Below are 20419 nucleotides of genomic sequence, written 5' to 3' on the forward strand. Positions count from 1 at the left end.
CTTTTCCACCGTTTTACAAGCTTGTGTTTTACTATCACATTTATGTAAAAGGAGAGGAATTCGTATGCGCTATGAAAGTCCGAATACAAAAGGAAGTCTTGTTCAATTTAAGGATCGCTATGACAACTTTATAAATGGGGAATTTAAGGCTCCCGTAAACGGGGAGTATTTTGATAATGTATCCCCTGTTACCGGTAAAGTTTTCTGCCAGGTGGCCCGCTCTTCCAAGGAAGATGTGGAACTGGCAGTTGACGCGGCGGAAGCAGCAAAAGAATCCTGGGGCAAAACCTCGGTTGCCGAGCGTTCCAGAATATTAAATAAAATCGCAGACCGGATTGAAGAAAATCTGGAGATGCTGGCAGTAGCAGAAACATGGGATAACGGAAAAGCCGTTCGTGAAACGCTTAATGCCGACATACCCCTCGCCGTGGATCATTTCCGCTATTTCGCAGGCGTTATCCGCGCCCAGGAAGGCCGTTTAAGCCAGATTAATGACGACACCGTTGCCTATCATTTCCACGAGCCGCTTGGCGTCGTCGGACAGATTATTCCATGGAACTTCCCTATTCTGATGGGAACATGGAAAGTTGCTCCTGCTCTTGCTGCCGGAAACACTATCGTGCTGAAGCCGGCCGAGCAGACACCAGCTTCCATCATGCTCGTTATTGAATTAATCCAGGATCTTCTTCCGCCGGGCGTCCTGAACATCGTTCAGGGATTTGGCGTGGAAGCCGGAAAGCCGCTTGCACAAAACAGCCGCATTTCCAAAGTAGCCTTTACCGGTGAAACAACGACCGGCCGTCTGATTATGCAGTATGCGTCTGAGAATATTATTCCGGTTACACTCGAACTGGGAGGAAAATCCCCGAATATTTTCTTTAAGGATATTATGCTCGAAGACGATAAGTTCCTGAATAAAGCCGTAGAAGGCATGGTATTGTTTGCCCTGAATCAGGGGGAAGTATGTACATGCCCATCCCGTGCGCTGATCCATGAAGATATTTACGATGAATTTATGAAACGGGCCCTCGAGCGCGTCAACGCGATTAAAGTCGGCCACCCGCTTGATACCGATACAATGATGGGTGCTCAGGCTTCCCAGGAGCAGATGGAAAAAATTCTATCGTACCTTGATATTGGTAAACAGGAAGAGGCAGAGCTTCTTACAGGCGGCGGCAGACAAAAGATGGATGACGAAGAACTTGCCGAAGGCTTCTATATTGAACCTACTGTCTTTAGAGGCCACAACAAACAGAGAATTTTCCAGGAAGAAATTTTCGGCCCGGTTCTTTCTGTTACTACCTTTAAAACCGATGAAGAGGCAATGGAAACAGCCAATGACACGCTTTACGGTCTTGGTGCCGGTATTTGGACAAGAAACATTACGACCGCCTACCGCTTCGGCCGAGGCCTTCAGGCAGGCCGTGTTTGGACCAACTGCTACCATGACTACCCTGCCCATGCTGCATTCGGCGGATACAAGAAGTCCGGTATCGGACGTGAGAACCACTTGATGATGCTTGATCACTACCAGCAGACCAAAAACATGCTGGTAAGCTACAGCGACGACGCATTAGGATTCTTTTAAACAACTGCAGCAGTGAATACAGGCCGCCTCCTGTAAACGGGGACGGCCTGTTTTTCTTTCTCGATGAAAACGTGTACAATAAGACTATATCCTTTACACTCACGTCCCGCGAATAGACCCTATTTTCAAGAGAGGATGGTTTATATGGCTGTGGATAAAGTAACCGCAACAGACGCAACACTTGAGCTGATGGAATCTCTAAAAAAACGGCACGGCGAATTGATGTTTCATCAATCCGGAGGCTGCTGTGACGGCAGTGCGCCGATGTGCTTTGCTGCGGATGAATTCAAGGTAGGCGAAAGTGATATACTACTTGGAGAAATCGGCGGTGCCCCTTTTTATATTCCAAGGATCAGTATGAGTACTGGAAGCATACCCAGCTGATTATCGACGTAGTGGACGGACGGGGCGGCATGTTTTCCCTGGAAGGTCCGGAAGGCAAGCGGTTTTTAACCCGTTCCCGCGTATTTACAGAAAACGAACGTGAAGAGTTGAAAAAAGAAGCATCCATCGTGTAAGAAGACAGAAAGAGCTTCCCTGCTCTTTCTTCTACATAAAAGAATACAGCTGAAGGAGGCCCCTCTATGCACTGGTTTGTTATTGTTACGATGATTACCGCACTTGGCACCGGCATTTTTGCTTTTGTTAATATTAACCGCGGCTACTAAAAAACCGACCCTCACAGGTCGGTTTTTTTTACATGGTATCTACTTTATCAAATTCCTCTGTTATTTCTTTATTCGGCGGTTTTTGCATAAGGCTTACAATAATGACGGCAATTCCGGCAAAGATGAATCCCGGCACAAGCTCATATAAAGCAAAGATCCCTTCGGAAGGAAGCGCCCACAGGATAACGGTAACGCCTCCTGTCAGCATCCCCGCAAGCGCGCCTCCCATCGTAGTCCGCCTCCAGAATAATGCCAGAAGCAGCACAGGACCGAATACAGCACCGAACCCGGCCCAGGCATACTGTACCAGTTCAAGCACCGTACTATCCGGGTTATAGGCGAGAACCGTGGCGATCAGGGCGATAGCTACCACTCCTATTCTTCCCACCCAAACCAGCTCGAGATCGCTTGCCTTCGGACGCAGATAGCCTTTGTAAAAATCCTCAGCCAGCGCGCTGGAAGAGACGAGCAGCTGGGAATCAATCGTACTCATAATAGCTGCCAGAATTGCGGCTAATAAAAAGCCGGAAATCCATTCGTTAAAAAGCAGCTGGGAAAACAGGATAAATACCGTCTCATGGGAACCGTCAGCAAGCGCTCCCCCCTCGCCGGCTGCCGAAAAATAAGCAATGCCGACAAACCCTGTGAAGATAGCTCCGAACAAGGAAAGAACCATCCACGTCATGCCAATCAGCCGAGCTTTCGGTATTTCTTCTTCCGAACGTATAGCCATAAACCTTGTAATAATATGCGGCTGGCCAAAATATCCAAGTCCCCAGGCAAGCAGTGAAATAATACCGATTGCTGACGTACCGGCAAACGCATCTAAATGCGAAGGATCAACTGTGCCGACAGCCGAGATCGTCTGCCTCCAGCCGCCAAGCTCTGAAATCGCAACAAACGGCACAATAACAAGAGCCAGAAACATAATAATTCCCTGGAAGAAGTCCGTCCAGCTGACCGCAAGAAATCCTCCCAGGAAAGTGTATGTGATAATGACTGCCACTCCTATCCAAAGAGCGGTTGTATAATCCCACCCAAAGGAATTCTGAAACAGCGTCGCTCCTCCGACCAGGCCGGAAGATGCATAGAATGCAAAGAAAATAAGTATAAATACGGCGGAGACCATCCGCAGCAGCTTGCTTTTATCCCGGAAACGATTTTCCAGAAAATCCGGAATCGTAATGGAATCACCCGCTGCCTCCGTATAGCGCCTCAGGCGACGGGCCATAAACTGCCAGTTTAAGTATGCACCAGTGGCAAGGCCGATCGGCAGCCAGATTTCACTCATTCCACCTAAGTACATCGCTCCCGGCAGCCCGAGCAAAAGCCAGCTGCTCATGTCCGAGGCACCGGCACTCAGCGCCGCAACAGCCCCGCCGAGCTTTCTTCCGCCCAGTACATAATCGGAGAGATTATTTGTCATTTTGTAGAAAATCACTCCGATTACAAACATGCCTACAAGATAAACTAAAAAGGTGACAAGCGTCGGTATCGTCACGACCGATTCCTCCTTTGCTTTCTGTTTTCCGTTACAAACGTAATACAGGAGAGAATAATAAGAATAGGCATCGGAACCAGAAGCCAAAACCAGGTTGCTGCTGTTAACGTTTCTGTCATAATATTTCCTCCTTTTATCATACTGCTTTAAAATGCAGAAAAAGCGCCGATAATAAAATAGTATAAGGGCAGGTTTTCCTTTATTCTATCACGTGTTAACACTGCAGTTTTTTGGCACTGCCTAATATTTTGCCCTATTTTGTCTAAGGCTGCAACTTTCTTCCGGATTAAATGGAAACATACATTTTCTTCCTAAATATATGGTAATATAATGATAAAACACAGGAAAGTAAGGGAATATACATATGAAATGGATGACAAGTGCTGCACTTATCTGCTTTCTCAGCCTGCCTCTCTCTGCTCAGGCCGCTCCTTCTGATCAGGGTGGATTCTTTTCTTCTTTTATGAATCAAATTCTGCCATCCAGTGAGCCGGAAACAGAAGCCGGGGAAACAGAAGATAAATGGGCAGAAGCCCAGCTTGAAGTAGAAGAAGAAGAAAATCAGACGGAAGAGGAACGATTACACGCCTTTGATGAGACATGGGCATCTTTTCCTTCCAGTGACGGGGCGCCGGCCTTAATGACACCGCTCAATCTTTTTACCGCAGCGTCTTCTTTTACTAACCGCTACGCAGAGCCGGAAGCACCGGAAGCTGCTGAAGCCGGGCTTCCTTCTCATGAAGAGGAAGAACAAACGAACAGCACCTGGGATTCGTTTGATGACCAATGGGATGATTTTGGTCGTTCGTTTGATGCCGCCCGTCAGGAAAAAGACACTGCTGAGAAAGAACCGGCTGTTTTTCAAGAAACCGAAGACATGAATTAGGAGGTACCTCTATGCTCCGCCGAACGCCGTCACTTTTCAAACCTTTTCCAATACTTGAAACCGACCGTCTTATCCTGAGGCGCCTGCAGCAGACAGACCTCCGGGATGTATTTGAATATGCTTCCAATGAAAACATCAGCCGCCAGGTCTTATGGGACGCCCATCAGTCTCTCCGGGAATCCCAGCGCTTTCTGGACTACACCTTCGAGCGCTACCGCAGGGGGGAAATGGCTCCTTTTGCTATTGAACATAAAACGGACCGGAAAATGATCGGCACGATTGACTTTGCCTGGTGGGAACGCGGAAATGGCACGGTTGAAATCGGATTCGCACTGTCTGAGAAATACTGGGGCCTCGGCCTTATACCCGAAGCAGCCCGTGCCATGCACCAGTTTGCTTTTGAAAAAATGGGAGTAATCCGCATCGAAGCCAGATGTTTTGCGGAAAACAGCCAGTCGATCCGCGTGCTTGAAAAAATGGGAATGACTTATGAAGGGACGCTTCGTCAGCGCCTTCTTGTGAAGGGGGAACGGAGAAACGTTCATATGTACAGCATCCTTCACCAGGAATGGAAACAGCAGGAACAGATCTATTAAAAAGGGAACTCTTTCACAGAGTCCCCTTTTTGCTTATTTTATTTTCGGGCTGAACATTTCAATGTGATGATGAAGGTTAATAAATTCGCATGGCAGTTCCCCACCGTGTTCTCCGTCCAGGTTAAGCTGCATGTCTCCCTCCACGTCAATTTTTACGCGGCTGGCTTTTACATACATAACGCGTTCATGATTTAAATGCTCTGCATTTAATGCCTGTGTTCCGATTCTCATTAACTCGGCCAGGTTTGTTTTTTTAATCAGGATGACGTCAAATTTACCGTCATTGTATTTGGCTTCCGGAAGCAGCTTTTCAAAGCCGCCCACCGAATTTGTATTTGCTACAAGAAACAGCATGATTTCTCCTTCAAATACGTTGTCATCATATTCGACTCTTACTTTCTGCGGATGCAGGTCGCGGAGTTTTTCAAATCCTTTTAAATAATAGGCAAACTGGCCCATCATTGTTTTCAGACGGCTCGGCGTGTCATACGTCAGCTCCGTCAGCTTGCCTCCGGCGGCTATGTTGATAAAATACTTATCTCCTACTTTGCCGATATCCACCGGCTGGCTGTAGTTGCCGCAGAGTACATCACAGACGCCTTCAATACCGACATCGCTGATGCCAAGCGCTCGTGCCATGTCGTTTGTTGTTCCGGAAGGAATCAGGCCGAGCTTTGGACGTGTCTCTAAATCAGCAATACCATTGATTACTTCAAAAATAGTTCCATCGCCTCCGGCCGCTACGATCACATCAAAGCCGGCCAGGGCAGCCCGCCTGGCTTCTGTTTTGGCGCATCCTTCCGCTTTTGTCATATGAGAAGATGTTTCATACCCATTTTGTTCCATGCGGTCCAATATATAAGGCAGGTCTTTTTTCATTTGTTCCCTGCCGGATGTAGGATTGTATATTACTCTTGCTCTTTTCATTGCAGTCTCCTCAGTATCTGATTTAATATTCCTTACCCTAAATAACGGTATTTTGAAACAGAAGCCTTTTCAATTCAAATGCCTTAATGATAGTCGCTGAAATCTCAAATAATGGGTTTCTACAAAGGAATGAAAGGCTTTTTGATCTCTTATATCGAAAAGGAAAAGGGAAGTTTCCATTGCTTTTAAAGCTTTTCTTCTATTTCCAGAGTAATACATAGCCAGCCCTTTTTGGTAATAAAGTTCGCCAAGCAGGTATATAGAATCTTTTTCATATATGAACTTAATACCTTCTTGAGCAATTTCTATAGCTTTGTTATATAGCTTCATACGAAAATACAATAGACTTAAATTATAGTATAATTTATTAACAGGAGGACTTGCTCTATAATCTGGAATTCTTTTACACATCTCTTTTGCAGTATTAAAGTAAGTTAACGCGTTTTCAAAATCACCAATATCAGAATACATATTACCCATACTTAAATATATTCCTATGTCATCATTTGTTATTGTTTTTTTGGAATGAGTAGACATATCAAGTGCTAATTGTAATAATTCTATTGCTTCTTCTTTTTCACTAGTTAAATTAAAGTGACAGACACTTCTTTTCCATAATAAATATTTGCGATGATTTTTCTTTCTAAATAACGGATTTTTTAATTCTTCACGAATAATACCCATTGCTTCTTTGTATTCCCATTTACTTATCAAACGACCAATTCGGTCTCTTGTTTCTTTTATATAATTAAACCTTGGTGCTTCTTGTTCTTCAAAAAAATAGCTGATATCCACTCCTAAACGAAGTCCAAGCTTTTGCAGAATTTCAGCGGTAGGCTGCATTTCGCCTCTTTCTACTTTAGATATCGTTTTTTGCGAACAAATCCCCAAAGCAAGCTCTCTTTGACTTACTTGATAGTATTCTCTTAAGTCTCTTAACTTTTCTCCTATCCCCCATTCCAGCATGTACATACCTTCTTTCATTTGAGTACTATAGTTCTCTGCCATTCCATTATACAGCGGATTTTCAATATAGGGAGAGATCACATCTTTTTAGGGCTTTTCTAACGATATGTGGCAATTGTCTATATATGTAATAATAAACTCATGTTAATGATTAATAATTTAGGAGGAAATATTGATGAAGTTGTTTATTAAAATAGGACTTCTTACAAGTGCTGCTCTTTTAGTTGCAGCTACTGGTGATGTAAGCACGTTAGGTGTTACCTTGCCACACGCTTATTAATCATTATCTCTCTTAATTTGTTTTCATACCACCAAGTTTTTTTACCCCCCTTTTTAATCCCCTGTGCTGCAGGGGATTCTTTTTTTCATTATGTCAGGCATGGAGCGTGGTTGGATGGTTTTGGATAAAGAAGGATTTATGGCATTGTTTTTTATGAAAGAACAAGCAGCTCACGACAGGGAAACCGTTCGGTCCCTGCTTGATTTTGTTTTCTATGAAACACCCAAATATGGACCGGATATGCCTTATATTGAATTGATGGCCTGTGTCTGGCTTAAAGATGACCAGATCGTGCGCAGGCTTGCGGAAGAAGAACCCGGCCTGGCCGGCTTTGTGGATATATTTGACCGAAGCGATGAAGCCGATTTCGCGTTTATGACAGACCGGGTGAAACAGGCTATTTTTTCCTGAAAACGATAAAAAAAGAAGCAGCCGCCGCAGCGGTTGCTTCTTTTTCGTATTAACGGGCTTCCATGCCCTCTTTAATTAATTTGTTAACGAGCTGTGGATTCGCTTTTCCCTTGGTTTCCTTCATCGTTTGTCCGACAAGGAAGCCAAGTGCTTTATCCTTCCCGTTTTTGAAGTCTTCGATAGACTGCTGGTTATTATCTAAAATCGTGTCAACGATTGACTTAAGCTCGCCTTCATCTGAAATCTGCACGAGGCCTTTGTCTTTCACGATCTGTTCCGGATCGCCGCCGTTTTCCATCAGCTCGGCAAATACGGTTTTGGCTATTTTGCTTGAGATGGTGCCTTCTTCAATCAGCTTAATTAATGATCCCAGTGCTTTCGGGGTCATTTGAATATCCTTAAGCTCCATGTTGTTGGCGTTCAGGTAGGCATTTACTTCTCCCATCAGCCAGTTGGACGTCTGTTTGGCGTTTACGCCCTGGTCTACGGCTTCCTGGAAAAAGTCCGACATTTCCTTGGACTGCGTAATCACACCGGCATCATAAGCCGGCAGATCGTATTCTTCTATATAGCGGATTTTTCTTGCATCCGGAAGCTCAGGAATCTGTGCTTTGATTTTATCAATCCAGCCCTGGTCAATCAGTAACGTTACCAGGTCAGGTTCCGGGAAGTACCGGTAATCATCGGATCCTTCTTTAATACGCATCAGAACGGTTTCTTTTTTGCTGTCATCCCATCTTCTCGTCTCCTGAAGAATTTCTCCTCCGGAAAGAAGCTCCTGCTCCTGACGGATTTCTTCAAAAGCAAGACCTTTCTGCACATTAGTAAAGGAATTCAGGTTTTTGAGCTCAGCTTTTGTTCCGAATTCCTCCTGGCCTGCAGGGCGGAGTGAAACGTTGGCGTCACAGCGAAGGGATCCTTCTTCCATTTTGCAGTCTGAGACTTCTGTATACTGCAGGACAGCCTTCAGCTTTTCCAGATAGGCATAGGCTTCTTCCGGCGTGCGGATATCCGGCTCCGATACGATCTCAATAAGCGGCGTTCCGACCCGGTTAAAGTCTACAAGGGAATGCTCGCCGAACTCATCGTGCGTCAGCTTTCCTGCGTCCTCTTCGAGATGGATACGGGTGATCCCGATTCTTTTTTTATAGCCTTCCACTTCAATCTCAATCCAGCCGTGCTCGCCGATTGGCTTGTCGAACTGGGAGATCTGGTAGGCTTTAGGGTTATCCGGGTAAAAATAGTTTTTGCGGTCAAACTTTGTTTCTTCTGCAATTTCGCAGTTGAGTGCAATAGCCGCTTTCATGGCATATTCCACCGCCCGTTCGTTCAGCACCGGCAGAACGCCGGGATGACCGAGGCAGACCGGGCAGGTCTGGGTGTTCGGCGGTGCGCCGAATTCGGTTGAACAATTACAAAAGATTTTTGTGTTCGTTTTCAGTTCTGAATGGACCTCAAGTCCAATGACCGTTTCAAATTTCACAATAGTTCCCCCCTTACAATTCCGCTTTCGCTTTATGGTGTTCCGTTGCCTGTTCATAGGAATGAGCCACTTGGTAAATCGTTTTTTCATCAAACGGACTTGCAATAATCTGCAGTCCTACCGGCATATTCTCAGAAAATCCGCATGGTATGGAAATAGCCGGTACCCCTGCAAGGTTTACTGGGATGGTTAAAATATCGTTGGCATACATTGTAAGCGGATCGTCTATCTGCTCGCCTACTTTAAACGCGACAGTCGGTGCTGTCGGGCCGATAATTACGTCGTATTTAGAAAGAACGTCATCAAAGTCATTTTTAATTAAATGACGTACCTGCTGCGCTTTTTTGTAATAGGCATCATAGTAGCCGGAGCTCAGGGCAAACGTTCCAAGCATGATGCGGCGCTTAACCTCATCCCCAAATCCTTTGCTCCTTGTTTCCTTGTACATTTCGATCAGGTTTTGGCTTGAGTCGTGACGGACTCCAAAGCGAACACCGTCAAAACGGGAAAGGTTAGCCGATGCTTCCGAAGAAGCCAGCAGATAATAAGCGGCTACCGCATACTTGGAATGAGGAAGAGACACTTCTTCCCACGTAGCGCCCTGACTTTCCAATACTTTTAAGGCATCCATTACTTTATCTTTAATTTCCGGCTTAACGCCTTCGCCGATATATTCTTTCGGCACAGCAATTTTCAGTCCCTTTACTCCTTTTTGGAGATCGGCACTGAAATCCGGAAGCTCGACATCCGCAGAAGTAGAGTCTTTTTCACAATGTCCGGCAATTTCCTGAAGAACTCTGGCGTTGTCTTCAACGGTACGGGTTAACGGCCCCACCTGATCCAACGAGGACGCGAATGCAACCAGACCGAAGCGGGATACACGTCCGTACGTAGGCTTCATGCCTACAACGCCGCAGTAGGCTGCCGGCTCACGGATCGAACCGCCCGTGTCGGAGCCAAGAGAAAACATAACTTCTCCTGCAGCAACTGAAGCAGCAGAACCGCCGCTTGAGCCGCCCGGTACGCGGTCAATATCCCATGGATTACGTGTTACTTTGTAGCTCGAGTTTTCATTCGAGGACCCCATCGCAAATTCGTCCATGTTCAGCTTGCCGATATTAATAGAAGATGCCTGCTGCAGCCCTTCAACAACTGTGGCATCATACACGGGTATAAAGTTATCCAACAGCTGACTCGCGCAGGTCGTGCGCAGGTTTTTGGTAACGATATTATCTTTAATACCGCCCGGCAGGCCAAACAGCATACCTTTTATACGGTCCTCCGCAATCGCTTCATCCAGCGTTTTTGCATGGGCTCTGGCCTGCTCTTCATTTAATGTGAGAAAGGCCTTTACTTTATCGTCCACTTCATTAATACGATTATAAGAAGCATCTACCAGTTCAGATACTTTTATTTCTTTATTTTCAAGCTTTTTATGTACGCTCGAAAAACTTTCTTCTAATATAGACATGGTCTTCCCCCCTTTACTCTAAAACTGATGGTACTTTCACCTGGCCGTCTTCCTGATCCGGCGCATTTCTTAATGCTTCTTCTCTATCTAAAGATGGTGCTGTTTTATCTTCACGAAGTACGTTATGAATATCAAGTACATGTGATGTCGGCGAAATATGATCTGTATCTACTTCATTAAGCTGCTCGGCAAACTCAATAATCTTATCAAGCTGCTCTGTAAATCTGTCCGCTTCTTCTTCTGATACCGACAGCCGCGCCAGATGTGCCACATGCTTTACCTGTTCTTTTGTAATTTTATCCATTCTTTGTCACCTCCGGCTTCTTATGCTTTCACAATATACTGATGATACCAAATTAGCTGTGGCTCAGCAACGCTGAGACAAGCGGCCCCCTCAAGAAGGGAGCCGGCTTTTTAGTAAATATGAGTGTATGGGTCTTCCCCTGATTCCCTTACAATTAATGCTTCCTGTCCCTGCGTGGAATTAATTTCAATTTTCAGATGGGAAACGGGCTTCCATTCGATCCACTACAAACTGGGTAAAGGCAATAACTTCTGTTTTGCTGTAGAAACGGATAGGGATTTCAATATGAAGCTCTCTCATTTCCCCATTCTGATAATAGCCTTCCCCTACCACCCCTGTAAAGTTCTCAAAGAAATTATTAATATCCGACTGAAAAGAATCAAACGCCTCCGAATCAGCGCGCTGGGCCTCCGTCGCTGTAGTGGAAGGGAATAAGTAATGATTTTCGTTAATTTCCGTCCAGTTTCCTACGTCATTTCCGGGCTGGGCGATGCCGGTGGCAATAAAATCACCCGGAACTGATGAATCACGGGGAGCCTCGCGGAATACTGAAAACATAATCGGCACCTCTTCGAGCACACCGTTTCTCCGGTCTTCACTGCGAAGGCGGTCGGTGATCTCCTGGGCAATGCGTCTTGCATCTTCCAGACTCGTCTCTTCATCAATGTTTTCCTGAAGCCACGGACCGTAGGAGCCATCGTCGAGTTCCTCCCGGAAGTAATACGTGCTGTTCATCGACAAGCCGATCATGACCCCGCCTGGCTCATAGTCACCACCGTCCTCCACCATATAATTGTGTTCAATGATGTTTGAGAGGGTCCGGGGAGCAGAGCTTTCTCTTGCTTCAAAATCATCCCCGCTTCCAAGAGCCGGATTCAAGCCTTCCGGATTTCCTTCTTCATCGTCTGTTGCTTCTTCTTCACGGCTCAGCCAGCTGTTTAATTCATTTCTCGCAATAAAGCGGCCTTCCCGGAAAAAATAATCATCCTGGCTGAATTCATCTACAGCAATTTCCTGCATTCCTGTTTCCAGGCGTTCCAGATCCAGCCGATTGTATGTCATCTGTGTACTGAATCCGCGTGACTGCCCATGCACATACTGTCCATCTACGAGAATGCTGCGGTAATATTCATCCAGGCCCGGAATATCAGGACTGACTTCTACTGTCGTTTCTTCTTCCTCCTGGTTTTCCTCCGAACTTTCTTCTTCATCTGAAGACATTCCCGGAAGGCACCCGGAGAGCAGCAGCACAGCAGATATTCCAAACAAGCCTGTTTTTCTCCACATATCTTTCATCTCCCTATCTGAATCGGCCGTGCTTTGTTAAACAGCATCCGTTTCCTTTTTAAAACGAGCTTCGTCCCACACTTCAACAGAGAGCTCTTCCGCTTTAGACAGCTTGGATCCCGCGTCTTCGCCGGCAATAAGAATATCTGTTTTTTTACTCACGCTGCCTGTAACGTTTCCGCCCAGTTCTTCTACAATTCCCTGAAGCTCTTTACGGGAATAGTTTTCCATTTTTCCGGTAAGTACGACGGTTTTATCTTTAAGCGGTGATTCTTTAACCGCCGTCTGCTTTTTCGGTCCTTTGTACTCCATATTGACGCCAAGGCGCTTTAATTCGGACAAAAGCTCTGCGGCTTCTTCATTATCAAAAAAGCTCACGACCGAATCCGCCATCTTTTCACCGATCTCATATACCGCCAGCAGTTCATCTTTAGAAGCATTCATCAGCGCGTCCATGGATTCAAATTCCACTGCCAGTGTTCTTGCTGCTTTTGCTCCGACAAAACGAATGCCCAGGCCGAACAACAGCTTTTCCATGGAATTACTTTTGGAGGCTTCAATAGCTTCCAGTAAATTCTGTACGGATTTTTCGCCCATACGTTCCAGTTCCAGCAGCTTTTCTTTTTCCAGTTTGTATAAATCAGCAATCCCGTGGATTAATTCATGCTGAAACAGCTGAATCACCACTTTTTCACCGAGGCCGTCGATGTTCATCGCTCCTCGGGAAACGAAATGGATAACCGCTTCTTTCAGTTGAGCCGGACACTGCGGATTAATACAGCGCAGAGCCACTTCCCCTTCGAGGCGGACGAGCTCACTTTCACAAGCCGGGCAGTGTGTCGGCATCACAAATTCTTTTTCTTCTCCGCTTCTAAGCTCTGTCAGAACCTTTACTACTTCCGGAATAATGTCCCCGGCTTTTTTGATGACCACTTTATCTCCCAGCTTCACGTCTTTTTCCCGGATCAGATCTTCGTTATGAAGCGATGCCCGTTTGACAGTCGTTCCTGCTACCTGTACAGGCTCGAGCAGGGCGGTCGGCGTCACTACGCCGGTACGTCCGACGGACAGGATAATATCCTCAAGCGTGGTTACTTTTTCTTCAGCCGGAAACTTGTAGGCCGTTGCCCAGCGCGGGCTTTTGGCCGTAAAGCCAAGCTTCTGCTGCTGTGCCAGCGAATTCACTTTTATAACAATACCGTCTGTTTCATACGCGAGGCCTGTACGGGTATCCGCCCATTCGTTTACGTAAGCAATGACTTCCTCAATAGAGCGGCAATACCGGCTTTCCGGATTTGTTTTGAACCCCAGTTCCTTCATATATTCAAGGGATTCCAGATGAGAAGGAAGCCCCCGCCCTTTGTCGTCGGCAATCGCATATAAAAAGATATCCAAATTGCGGTTGGCAGCAATTTTAGGGTCCAGCTGGCGGAGTGAGCCGGCAGCTGCATTTCTTGGATTGGCAAATGGCTCTTCGCCATTTTTTTCTTTTTCTTCATTCAGCCGTTCAAATGACTTTTCCGGCATGAATACTTCCCCGCGTACTTCAATATTGACCTGGTTTTCAAGACGGAGCGGAATCGAGCCGACCGTCCGGAGGTTTTTCGTTATATCTTCTCCGGTGGTGCCGTCACCTCTGGTTGCACCACGGACAAACCGGCCTTCTTCATATGTTAAAGAGACGGCAAGTCCGTCAATTTTCAATTCACAGATATACTCCGCGGGCTCATCCAGATTCTGCTGCACGCGCCGGTCAAAATCCCGGAGGTCCTGCTCATTAAAGGCGTTTCCCAGACTCATCATCGGAATCTCATGCTGGACTTTTTTAAACGAATCCAGCGGCACTCCTCCGATGCGGACCGTTGGGGAATCCTCTGTCTGCAGCTCCGGGTAGGCTTCTTCTATATCCACCAGTTCTTTTAGTTTCTCATCGTATTCCGAGTCGGGAACGATTGGATCATCAAGTACATAGTAATGGTAGCCGTATTTCTCGAGCAGCCTGCGCAGCTCGACGGCTTTTTCTTCTGCTTGTGCCTGCTGCATCTTGTACTTCCTTTCTTTGCTTATTCCTTCGTAATCGGAGCAAAACGGGCCAGAAGCCGCTTGATGCCGTCTTTAGGAAAAGCAATATCGAGCTCCATGTCCTCTGCGTCTCCTTTGACGCTTACAACGGTACCCGTTCCCCACTTTTTATGGGAGGCTTTGTCTCCCACTTTCCAGCCAATCTCGGACCCGCCGGTTTCGGCCTGCACTGAGTGTTTTCTGTCAGAGACAGCCGCCTGGCGCCGGCGTTCATACGGCGACAGCTTCTGCTGAAAAGAAGGAGAGAGTGGTTTTTCTTCCTCCATGCCTTCGAGCAGCTCTTTCGGAAGCTCCCCGATAAACCGGGATACAGGATTGGCCTGGGTTTTTCCGTACAGCTGTCTTACTCTGGCATGCGTAATGAACAACTCCTGCTCGGCCCTTGTAATTCCAACGTAAGCCAGACGGCGCTCTTCTTCCATTTCTTCTGCTTCAAACAATGAGCGGCTGTGCGGAAAGATTCCTTCTTCCATACCTGCAATAAACACTGTAGGAAACTCCAGCCCTTTAGCCGAATGGAGCGTCATCATGACAACCGCGCCTTTTTCTTTTTCTTCTTCATCCGGAGCATTTATGTCAGAGACGAGTGCGAGATCAGTCAGAAAGCCGATCAGCGACTTATCTTCAGCATTTTTCTCGAAATCTTTTGTTACAGATAAAAATTCATCGATGTTTTCCATCCGGCTCTGCGCTTCAATGGTCTGTTCTTCTTTAAGTGCCTGGCGGTATCCCGTTTTTTCCAGTATTTCTTCCACCAGTTCGGTAACGGAAAGATATTCCTGCATCTCTATCCAGCCCGCCATCTGCCGCGAAAAATCAATTAATTTTTTAGCTGCTCTGGCGCCGAGACCGATCTGGTCGGCATCCTGGATCGCGTCAAACATCGTAATATCGTTTCCGGCAGCAAAATGGGCGACTTTATCAATGGTAGTCGCACCAATGCCGCGTTTTGGTACATTAACGATCCGTCCCAGGCTGATATCATCATTTGGATTCGCAATCGTACGGAGATAGGCGAGCACATCTTTGATTTCTTTTCTGTCATAGAACTTGGTGCCGCCGATCATATTATAGGCAATATTGGATTTCACAAACATTTCCTCTATCATCCGCGACTGGGCGTTCGTGCGGTACAAAATAGCGACATCGGAGTAATTGCGGCGTCCGCTGTTTACTTCGTCTTTTATCTTTTCAATAATATAGGCGGCCTCATCGCGTTCGTCTGACGCATTGTAATAACGGATGTTCAGACCGTCGTCATTATCCGTCCAAAGATTTTTTGGCTTCCGTCCCGCGTTGTTTGTAATAACGGCGTTTGCCGCCTGCAGGATTTTCTTGGTGGAACGGTAATTCTGCTCGAGCAGAATCGTTCGTGCTTCTTCATAGTCGGATTCAAACGATAATATATTGGAAATATCGGCCCCGCGCCACTTATATATAGACTGATCCGAATCGCCCACCACACAGATGTTGTGGCGTTTTTCAGCGAGCATCTGCACGATAGTGTACTGTGCTTTATTCGTATCCTGATACTCATCTACATGGATGTACTGGAATTTGCGCTGGTAAAACTCGAGCACTTCCGGGACCTGACGGAATAAACGAATGGTCGTCATAATCAAATCGTCAAAATCAAGCGCGTGGTTGCGGCGCAGACGCTTTTGGTATTCACTGTAGACTTTGGCCGCCGTTTCTTCAAATGGCCCAAAAGCACGTTCCGTCAGTTTTTCCGGTGATTCAAGCACGTTTTTACTTGCTGAAATAACGCTCAGCATACTCCGGGCATCAAACTTTTTGGAATCAATGTTTTCGTCTTTGAGTATCTGCCGGATAACGGAAAGCTGATCCGTTCCGTCCAAAATAGAGAAATTGCGGTTATAGCCGACCCGGTCGATGTCTCTTCGCAGGATCCGGACACACATCGAATGAAACGTGGACATCCAGATATCTTCCGCTACCGGCCCGACGAGTTTTCCGACCCGGTTTTTCATTTCCCGTGCTGCCTTATTTGTAAATGTAATGGCCAGAATCGCGTAGGGCGGGATCCCCTTTTCTCTCATTAAGTAAGCAATCCGGTGGGTTAACACTCTCGTCTTTCCACTTCCTGCCCCGGCCATTACAAGCAGCGGCCCTTCCGTATGAAGGACGGCTTCTTTTTGTTCCGGGTTCATGCCCGCGAGCATTTTTTCAATAATTTCTTTTTGCATGCCGATTCCTCCGTCATAATCAGAATAGCTATCTCTTTACTGCTTTTACCGTGGAAAGAGCAGCTTTCATGTTTTCATAAATAATGTTCCCTACCACAATCGTGTCTGCAAAAGCGGCCATCTCTGTGGCTTGCTCTTTCGTCCGGATACCCCCTCCGTAAAAAAAACGGGCCTGCTCAAGCACCGCGGCTGTTTTCTTTACCGTTTCCACAGGCCCCAGCACTCCGCTGTATTCAAGATAAAACACCGGGATGCGGAACAGCTTGTCAGCAAGCTGTGCATACGCCAGAATATCTTCATCATCAAGGCTGCCGGCCACGCCGGTTCGTTTCGCTGCTTTGGAAGCAGAATTGGCGATGCAGTACCCTTCCATAATCATCTCTTCCCATTGTATCAGAGGACCGATCGATTTGAGAGCTTCCTGATGAGCTCCGGTAATCCACTTAGGGTCACCGGCGTTCAGGACACTCGGAACAAGATAATAATCAAATCCCGGCGTCACCGCTTCCAGTTCTGATATTTCCAGGGCACACGCCACCGAATACCTGCGGATTCTTGCCAGAAGATCAAGCGTGTTATCGAGCGTCACGCCGTCGGTTCCGCCTACAATGACCGCGTCGGTTCCCGACTCGCAGAGCTTTTCCAAATCTTCGTCCGATATTTCTTTAGCCGGATCTAATTTAAATACATGCTGCCATTCTGTATATAAAAGCATTTCTGCTCCTCCAAATTCACGCTTCAAAGTAATAAGTCTCAGCCATTAATTATACCAAAACCAAACGCATATTCCTAAGATAATTTCACCCGTATTCACGGAGATACCCTTATCATCTGCAGGCATTTTCTTTATCCGCCTTTTGCCGCCAAGCGCTCTGCATGCGATGCAGAATGTTCGACATGCTGCTTTTCCTGCTTTATACTATTTTTCGTTCTATGTAAAAACCCGAAGCCGGAAGGAGCCCCTGTATGTTCGAATGCAGAAACGTTCAGTATAAAGATATCCTGCAAATTAACAGTCTGACCATAAAAGGCGGCGCCATTACCTGTATTGTGGGAGAGAGCGGTAGCGGGAAATCCACCTTTTTAATGCTGCTCAACCGGATGATTGAGCCGGACCGCGGGGAGATTTCCTATACTGGAAATATTTTATCTTCGCTTGATCCCATTAAGCACAGACGGGAAGTGGCAATGCTCCCGCAGACGCCGGTTCTATTCGGCGATACGATCCGCGACAATATCAACGCCGGCCGCCGCTTTGCCGGTAAATCGGAGGCGGATGATGATTTTCTCAAACAGATGATGAGTGCTTTTTACTTATCTAAAGATCTGGACGTCGAAGCAGACACACTTTCCGGAGGAGAAAAACAGCGTCTCGCCCTCGTACGGGCTGCTGTGCTTGACAGTCCGGTGCTTCTGCTCGACGAACCAACATCCGCCCTGGATGACAACCTTGAGCATGAAGTAATGGAACGTTTTGTACAATGGGCGCGTGAACACCGGAAGACAGTTATTTTTGTCACCCATTCCCGCCCTATTGGTGAAGCATTTTCCGATACGTTAATCGACTTCAACCAGTATACGCTGCAGGGAGGTGCGCTTGATGGATAACGATATGATAAGCCTGGGTCTTTACCAGCTTCTGGCGGCTTACGTTTTTATTATTCTGCTGCTCGTCATCGTACGCATCCGGAAAATACCGCGCGATAAGGAAATTCTTATTGCCACCCTGCGCATGACCGTTCAGCTTCTTATTGTAGGCTATGTGCTTATGTATTTGTTTGAAAACCCGCACCCTCTTTTCACCATCGGCGTCGTTTTATTCATGACTGCTTTTGCTATTCATAACGTTCATAAAAGAGTGCGCGGCGAAATAAGCAGAGAACTGAAAAAAGCGGTGGCAGTGTCCATCACAGTCGGCACGCTTACCAGCCTTATTTACTTTAATTTTATTGTTATTCAGTTTTCCCCCTGGTATGACCCGCGCTACACCATTCCTATTGCCGGCATGATTATCGGAAACTCCATGACCGGTGTCACACTTGGGGTGCAGACGCTTGTCGACAGCATGAAAAACCAGCGGAACCAGGTGGAGGCCGCGCTTATGCTTGGCGCTGACCCTAAAGAAGCAAGCCGGGAGATTGTAAACAAAGCCTTCGACTCCTCTATCCTTCCGACCATCAATTCTATGGTAGGAATGGGGATTGTTTTCCTTCCCGGTATGATGACCGGGCAGATTCTAGCAGGCGCCGATCCGGTCACCGCAATCGAATACCAGATTGCAATTCTGCTCGGTATTACCGGAGCCGTAGCGCTTACCGTTATCATATTCGCCCGGATGGGATATAAAGTCTTTTTCACAGAAAACAGCCAGTTAAAATAAAAAGAATCTCCCGATTGGACAGGAGATTCAGATTGTCGAGAAACTAATTTATATTATATATCTATACATGATCTCGAATATTTTTAAAGATTTTGATGAAAAAGAAAGAAACAGGGGTGTCTCCTGCAGAACAGCCATAGGTGAAGATAAAGAGGTCGTTCTTTTCCTCTTTAGCTGAGGCATGGCCTGCGGAAAGCACCCCTGGACAGAATTCCCGCAGCCTCAATCTCCCAATTTAACGGGAGATTCTTTTTTTATCCGGTATAAATATCAGCCCGTGGATAGCGTACATTTGATTTTTCCGTCCGGGCCAGTGCAAATACGATCGTAAGCGGGCCGATCCGTCCAAAAAACATCAGCAGCATGAGTACATATTTTCCAGGCTCCGTCAGTTCGTAGGTGAGCCCCATAGACAGCCCTACCGTGCCAAAGGCTGAAAAAACTTCAAATAAAATAACCAAGAAAGGCGCCTGTTCGGTGAGCGTTAAGAGAAAAAGACCGGTAAATACAAGCATCAGGCTCGTCACCGTAATAATAAACGACCGGGCAATAACCGCCTGCGGAATCGAGCGTTTAAACAGGACCGGCTCCTCCTCCCCTTTGAAAAAAGTAATAACTGCCCAGATAATAACGATAACCGTCGTTAATTTAATGCCGGAAGCAGTGGAGGCACTTCCGCCACCGATAAACATCAGAAGAGACATAAGCAAGGCCGTCCCCGGCTCTATCTGTGTGATATCGACCGAGTTGAATCCAGCCGTTCTCGGTGTGACAGCCTGAAAATAAGACGCCCACAGCTTGTCGCCGAGCGATAAAGAAGCCATTGTTCCCGGGTTATTTGACTCCAGCAGAAAGATGATTATGGCAGCGGATGCGTTTATAATCAGCGTGCCGACAATCATTATCTTTGAATGAACCTGCAGGGCTTTGAACCGCTTCTTTTCAATAACATCATATAAGACGGTGAATCCAATACCACCTGCTATAAAAAGGCTGGTAATTATCACGTTTACAAGCGGATCTCCGACGTATTTTGTAAGCCCGTCCGACCAAAGCGAAAATCCTGCATTGTTAAAAGCCGATATAGAATGAAAAAGACTGGTAAATAAGCCGTACCGCCAGCCGTATTCAGGTACCCAGTCAATTGCCAGAAGCGCGGCGGCCAGCCCTTCCATGCACACAGAAAAAATAAACAGCACTTTAACGAGCTTTACCATACCGCCTACGGAAGTCTGATTAAAGGACTGCTGGATACGCAGTCTCTCCTTCAGCCCGATCTTTTTTCCTAGCAGAATAACAATCATCATCGCAACCGTTAACAGGCCGAGGCCGCCGATTTTGATTAAAATCATAATTATCACCTGGCCGAAAATGGTGTACAC

General features: G+C 46.5%; 18 protein-coding genes and 1 pseudogene. 7 read left to right on the top strand and 12 right to left on the bottom strand.

The features are described 5' to 3' along the window. The first annotated feature begins 64 nt into the window (after positions 1-64). Both exaC and MMY81_RS35900 read left to right on the top strand, forming a co-directional pair. The gene (gene exaC / locus MMY81_RS26220) at positions 65-1588 is read left to right on the top strand and encodes an acetaldehyde dehydrogenase ExaC (protein WP_252315114.1); all 1524 of its coding nucleotides are present in this window, start codon (positions 65-67) and stop codon (positions 1586-1588) included. A 222-nt stretch (positions 1589-1810) separates the two neighbouring features. After that, positions 1811-1995, top strand: a pseudogene (locus tag MMY81_RS35900) (DUF779 domain-containing protein); the annotation flags it as partial. A 289-nt stretch (positions 1996-2284) separates the two neighbouring features. Here the strand turns inward: MMY81_RS35900 and putP are convergent. Both putP and MMY81_RS33505 read right to left on the bottom strand, forming a co-directional pair. Further along, positions 2285-3757, bottom strand: coding sequence for a sodium/proline symporter PutP (putP, locus tag MMY81_RS26230; protein WP_252315115.1), 1473 nt, complete (start codon positions 3755-3757; stop codon positions 2285-2287). Then, positions 3754-3876: a hypothetical protein gene (locus MMY81_RS33505; RefSeq protein ID WP_256498007.1), complete on the bottom strand. Its 123-nt coding sequence runs from the start codon at positions 3874-3876 to the stop codon at positions 3754-3756. Before MMY81_RS33505 ends, putP begins: the two co-directional genes overlap by 4 nt. Before the next feature lie 245 nt (positions 3877-4121). Here MMY81_RS33505 and MMY81_RS26235 point away from each other — a divergent pair, with 245 nt between their 5' ends. Together MMY81_RS26235 and MMY81_RS26240 are read left to right on the top strand one after the other, a co-directional pair. Continuing rightward, positions 4122-4643: a hypothetical protein gene (locus MMY81_RS26235; RefSeq protein WP_252315116.1), complete on the top strand. Its 522-nt coding sequence runs from the start codon at positions 4122-4124 to the stop codon at positions 4641-4643. Positions 4644-4654: 11 nt separating this feature from the next. Then, positions 4655-5239, top strand: a complete 585-nt coding sequence (locus tag MMY81_RS26240) for a GNAT family N-acetyltransferase (RefSeq protein ID WP_252315117.1) — start codon at positions 4655-4657, stop codon at positions 5237-5239. Between the two features lie 33 nt (positions 5240-5272). Here MMY81_RS26240 and MMY81_RS26245 read toward each other — a convergent pair whose 3' ends face one another. Continuing rightward, positions 5273-6166, bottom strand: a complete 894-nt coding sequence (locus tag MMY81_RS26245) for a diacylglycerol kinase (protein ID WP_120193758.1) — start codon at positions 6164-6166, stop codon at positions 5273-5275. 69 nt (positions 6167-6235) lie between these two features. Next, on the bottom strand, positions 6236-7132 hold the full coding sequence (locus MMY81_RS26250) for a helix-turn-helix domain-containing protein (RefSeq protein WP_170146928.1): 897 nt from the start codon (positions 7130-7132) through the stop codon (positions 6236-6238). Between the two features lie 394 nt (positions 7133-7526). On the opposite strand from MMY81_RS26250, the gene MMY81_RS26255 reads away from it, so the two are divergent. Then, positions 7527-7823 carry a hypothetical protein gene (locus tag MMY81_RS26255; protein WP_252315118.1) on the top strand — a complete coding sequence of 99 codons (297 nt, stop codon included), beginning with the start codon at positions 7527-7529 and terminating at the stop codon, positions 7821-7823. Between the two features lie 49 nt (positions 7824-7872). Here MMY81_RS26255 and gatB read toward each other — a convergent pair whose 3' ends face one another. The 7 genes from gatB to pcrB all read right to left on the bottom strand — a co-directional run bounded on the left by gatB (position 7873) and on the right by pcrB (position 17372). Beyond that, entirely contained in the window at positions 7873-9306 is a 1434-nt protein-coding gene (gene gatB, locus MMY81_RS26260) for an Asp-tRNA(Asn)/Glu-tRNA(Gln) amidotransferase subunit GatB (RefSeq protein WP_252315119.1), read from the bottom strand. Positions 9307-9319: 13 nt separating this feature from the next. Then, a complete protein-coding gene (gatA, locus tag MMY81_RS26265; RefSeq protein WP_252315120.1) occupies positions 9320-10777 on the bottom strand; it encodes an Asp-tRNA(Asn)/Glu-tRNA(Gln) amidotransferase subunit GatA in 1458 nt (485 codons plus the stop codon). Positions 10778-10790: 13 nt separating this feature from the next. Continuing rightward, the gene (gene gatC, locus MMY81_RS26270; RefSeq protein WP_120193763.1) at positions 10791-11081 is read right to left on the bottom strand and encodes an Asp-tRNA(Asn)/Glu-tRNA(Gln) amidotransferase subunit GatC; all 291 of its coding nucleotides are present in this window, start codon (positions 11079-11081) and stop codon (positions 10791-10793) included. Between the two features lie 186 nt (positions 11082-11267). Beyond that, entirely contained in the window at positions 11268-12368 is a 1101-nt protein-coding gene (locus tag MMY81_RS26275) for a CamS family sex pheromone protein (protein WP_252315121.1), read from the bottom strand. Between the two features lie 36 nt (positions 12369-12404). Continuing rightward, positions 12405-14411 (bottom strand): NAD-dependent DNA ligase LigA, encoded by a 2007-nt coding sequence (ligA, locus tag MMY81_RS26280; protein WP_252315122.1) that lies wholly within the window; start codon positions 14409-14411, stop codon positions 12405-12407. Positions 14412-14431: 20 nt separating this feature from the next. After that, on the bottom strand, positions 14432-16657 hold the full coding sequence (gene pcrA, locus MMY81_RS26285; RefSeq protein ID WP_120193766.1) for a DNA helicase PcrA: 2226 nt from the start codon (positions 16655-16657) through the stop codon (positions 14432-14434). A 28-nt stretch (positions 16658-16685) separates the two neighbouring features. Beyond that, entirely contained in the window at positions 16686-17372 is a 687-nt protein-coding gene (pcrB, locus tag MMY81_RS26290; protein WP_252315123.1) for a heptaprenylglyceryl phosphate synthase, read from the bottom strand. Positions 17373-17623: 251 nt separating this feature from the next. On the opposite strand from pcrB, the gene MMY81_RS26295 reads away from it, so the two are divergent. Both MMY81_RS26295 and MMY81_RS26300 read left to right on the top strand, forming a co-directional pair. Then, the gene (locus MMY81_RS26295) at positions 17624-18265 is read left to right on the top strand and encodes an ABC transporter ATP-binding protein (protein WP_252315124.1); all 642 of its coding nucleotides are present in this window, start codon (positions 17624-17626) and stop codon (positions 18263-18265) included. Beyond that, a complete protein-coding gene (locus MMY81_RS26300) occupies positions 18258-19037 on the top strand; it encodes an ABC transporter permease (RefSeq protein WP_120193769.1) in 780 nt (259 codons plus the stop codon). The genes MMY81_RS26295 and MMY81_RS26300 overlap by 8 nt, the downstream gene beginning before the upstream one ends. Positions 19038-19291: 254 nt before the next feature. On the opposite strand, the gene MMY81_RS26305 is transcribed toward MMY81_RS26300, so the two are convergent. After that, the coding region (locus tag MMY81_RS26305) for a TrkH family potassium uptake protein (protein ID WP_252315125.1) at positions 19292-20419 on the bottom strand (1128 nt) is incomplete at its 5' end.

The sequence above is a fragment of the Sinobaca sp. H24 genome (assembly GCF_023845525.1).

What these genes read in the sequence shown, in the direction of transcription:
- exaC (WP_252315114.1), top strand. Translation starts at nt 65, where the DNA reads ATGCGCTATGAAAGTCCGAATACAAAAGGAAGTCTTGTTCAATTTAAG.
- MMY81_RS33505 (WP_256498007.1), bottom strand. Translation starts at nt 3,876, where the DNA reads ATGACAGAAACGTTAACAGCAGCAACCTGGTTTTGGCTTCTGGTTCCG.
- MMY81_RS26235 (WP_252315116.1), top strand. Translation starts at nt 4,122, where the DNA reads ATGAAATGGATGACAAGTGCTGCACTTATCTGCTTTCTCAGCCTGCCT.
- MMY81_RS26240 (WP_252315117.1), top strand. Translation starts at nt 4,655, where the DNA reads ATGCTCCGCCGAACGCCGTCACTTTTCAAACCTTTTCCAATACTTGAA.
- MMY81_RS26245 (WP_120193758.1), bottom strand. Translation starts at nt 6,166, where the DNA reads ATGAAAAGAGCAAGAGTAATATACAATCCTACATCCGGCAGGGAACAA.
- MMY81_RS26250 (WP_170146928.1), bottom strand. Translation starts at nt 7,132, where the DNA reads ATGCTGGAATGGGGGATAGGAGAAAAGTTAAGAGACTTAAGAGAATAC.
- MMY81_RS26255 (WP_252315118.1), top strand. Translation starts at nt 7,527, where the DNA reads ATGGTTTTGGATAAAGAAGGATTTATGGCATTGTTTTTTATGAAAGAA.
- gatA (WP_252315120.1), bottom strand. Translation starts at nt 10,777, where the DNA reads ATGTCTATATTAGAAGAAAGTTTTTCGAGCGTACATAAAAAGCTTGAA.
- gatC (WP_120193763.1), bottom strand. Translation starts at nt 11,081, where the DNA reads ATGGATAAAATTACAAAAGAACAGGTAAAGCATGTGGCACATCTGGCG.
- MMY81_RS26275 (WP_252315121.1), bottom strand. Translation starts at nt 12,368, where the DNA reads ATGTGGAGAAAAACAGGCTTGTTTGGAATATCTGCTGTGCTGCTGCTC.
- ligA (WP_252315122.1), bottom strand. Translation starts at nt 14,411, where the DNA reads ATGCAGCAGGCACAAGCAGAAGAAAAAGCCGTCGAGCTGCGCAGGCTG.
- pcrA (WP_120193766.1), bottom strand. Translation starts at nt 16,657, where the DNA reads ATGCAAAAAGAAATTATTGAAAAAATGCTCGCGGGCATGAACCCGGAA.
- pcrB (WP_252315123.1), bottom strand. Translation starts at nt 17,372, where the DNA reads ATGCTTTTATATACAGAATGGCAGCATGTATTTAAATTAGATCCGGCT.
- MMY81_RS26295 (WP_252315124.1), top strand. Translation starts at nt 17,624, where the DNA reads ATGTTCGAATGCAGAAACGTTCAGTATAAAGATATCCTGCAAATTAAC.
- MMY81_RS26300 (WP_120193769.1), top strand. Translation starts at nt 18,258, where the DNA reads ATGGATAACGATATGATAAGCCTGGGTCTTTACCAGCTTCTGGCGGCT.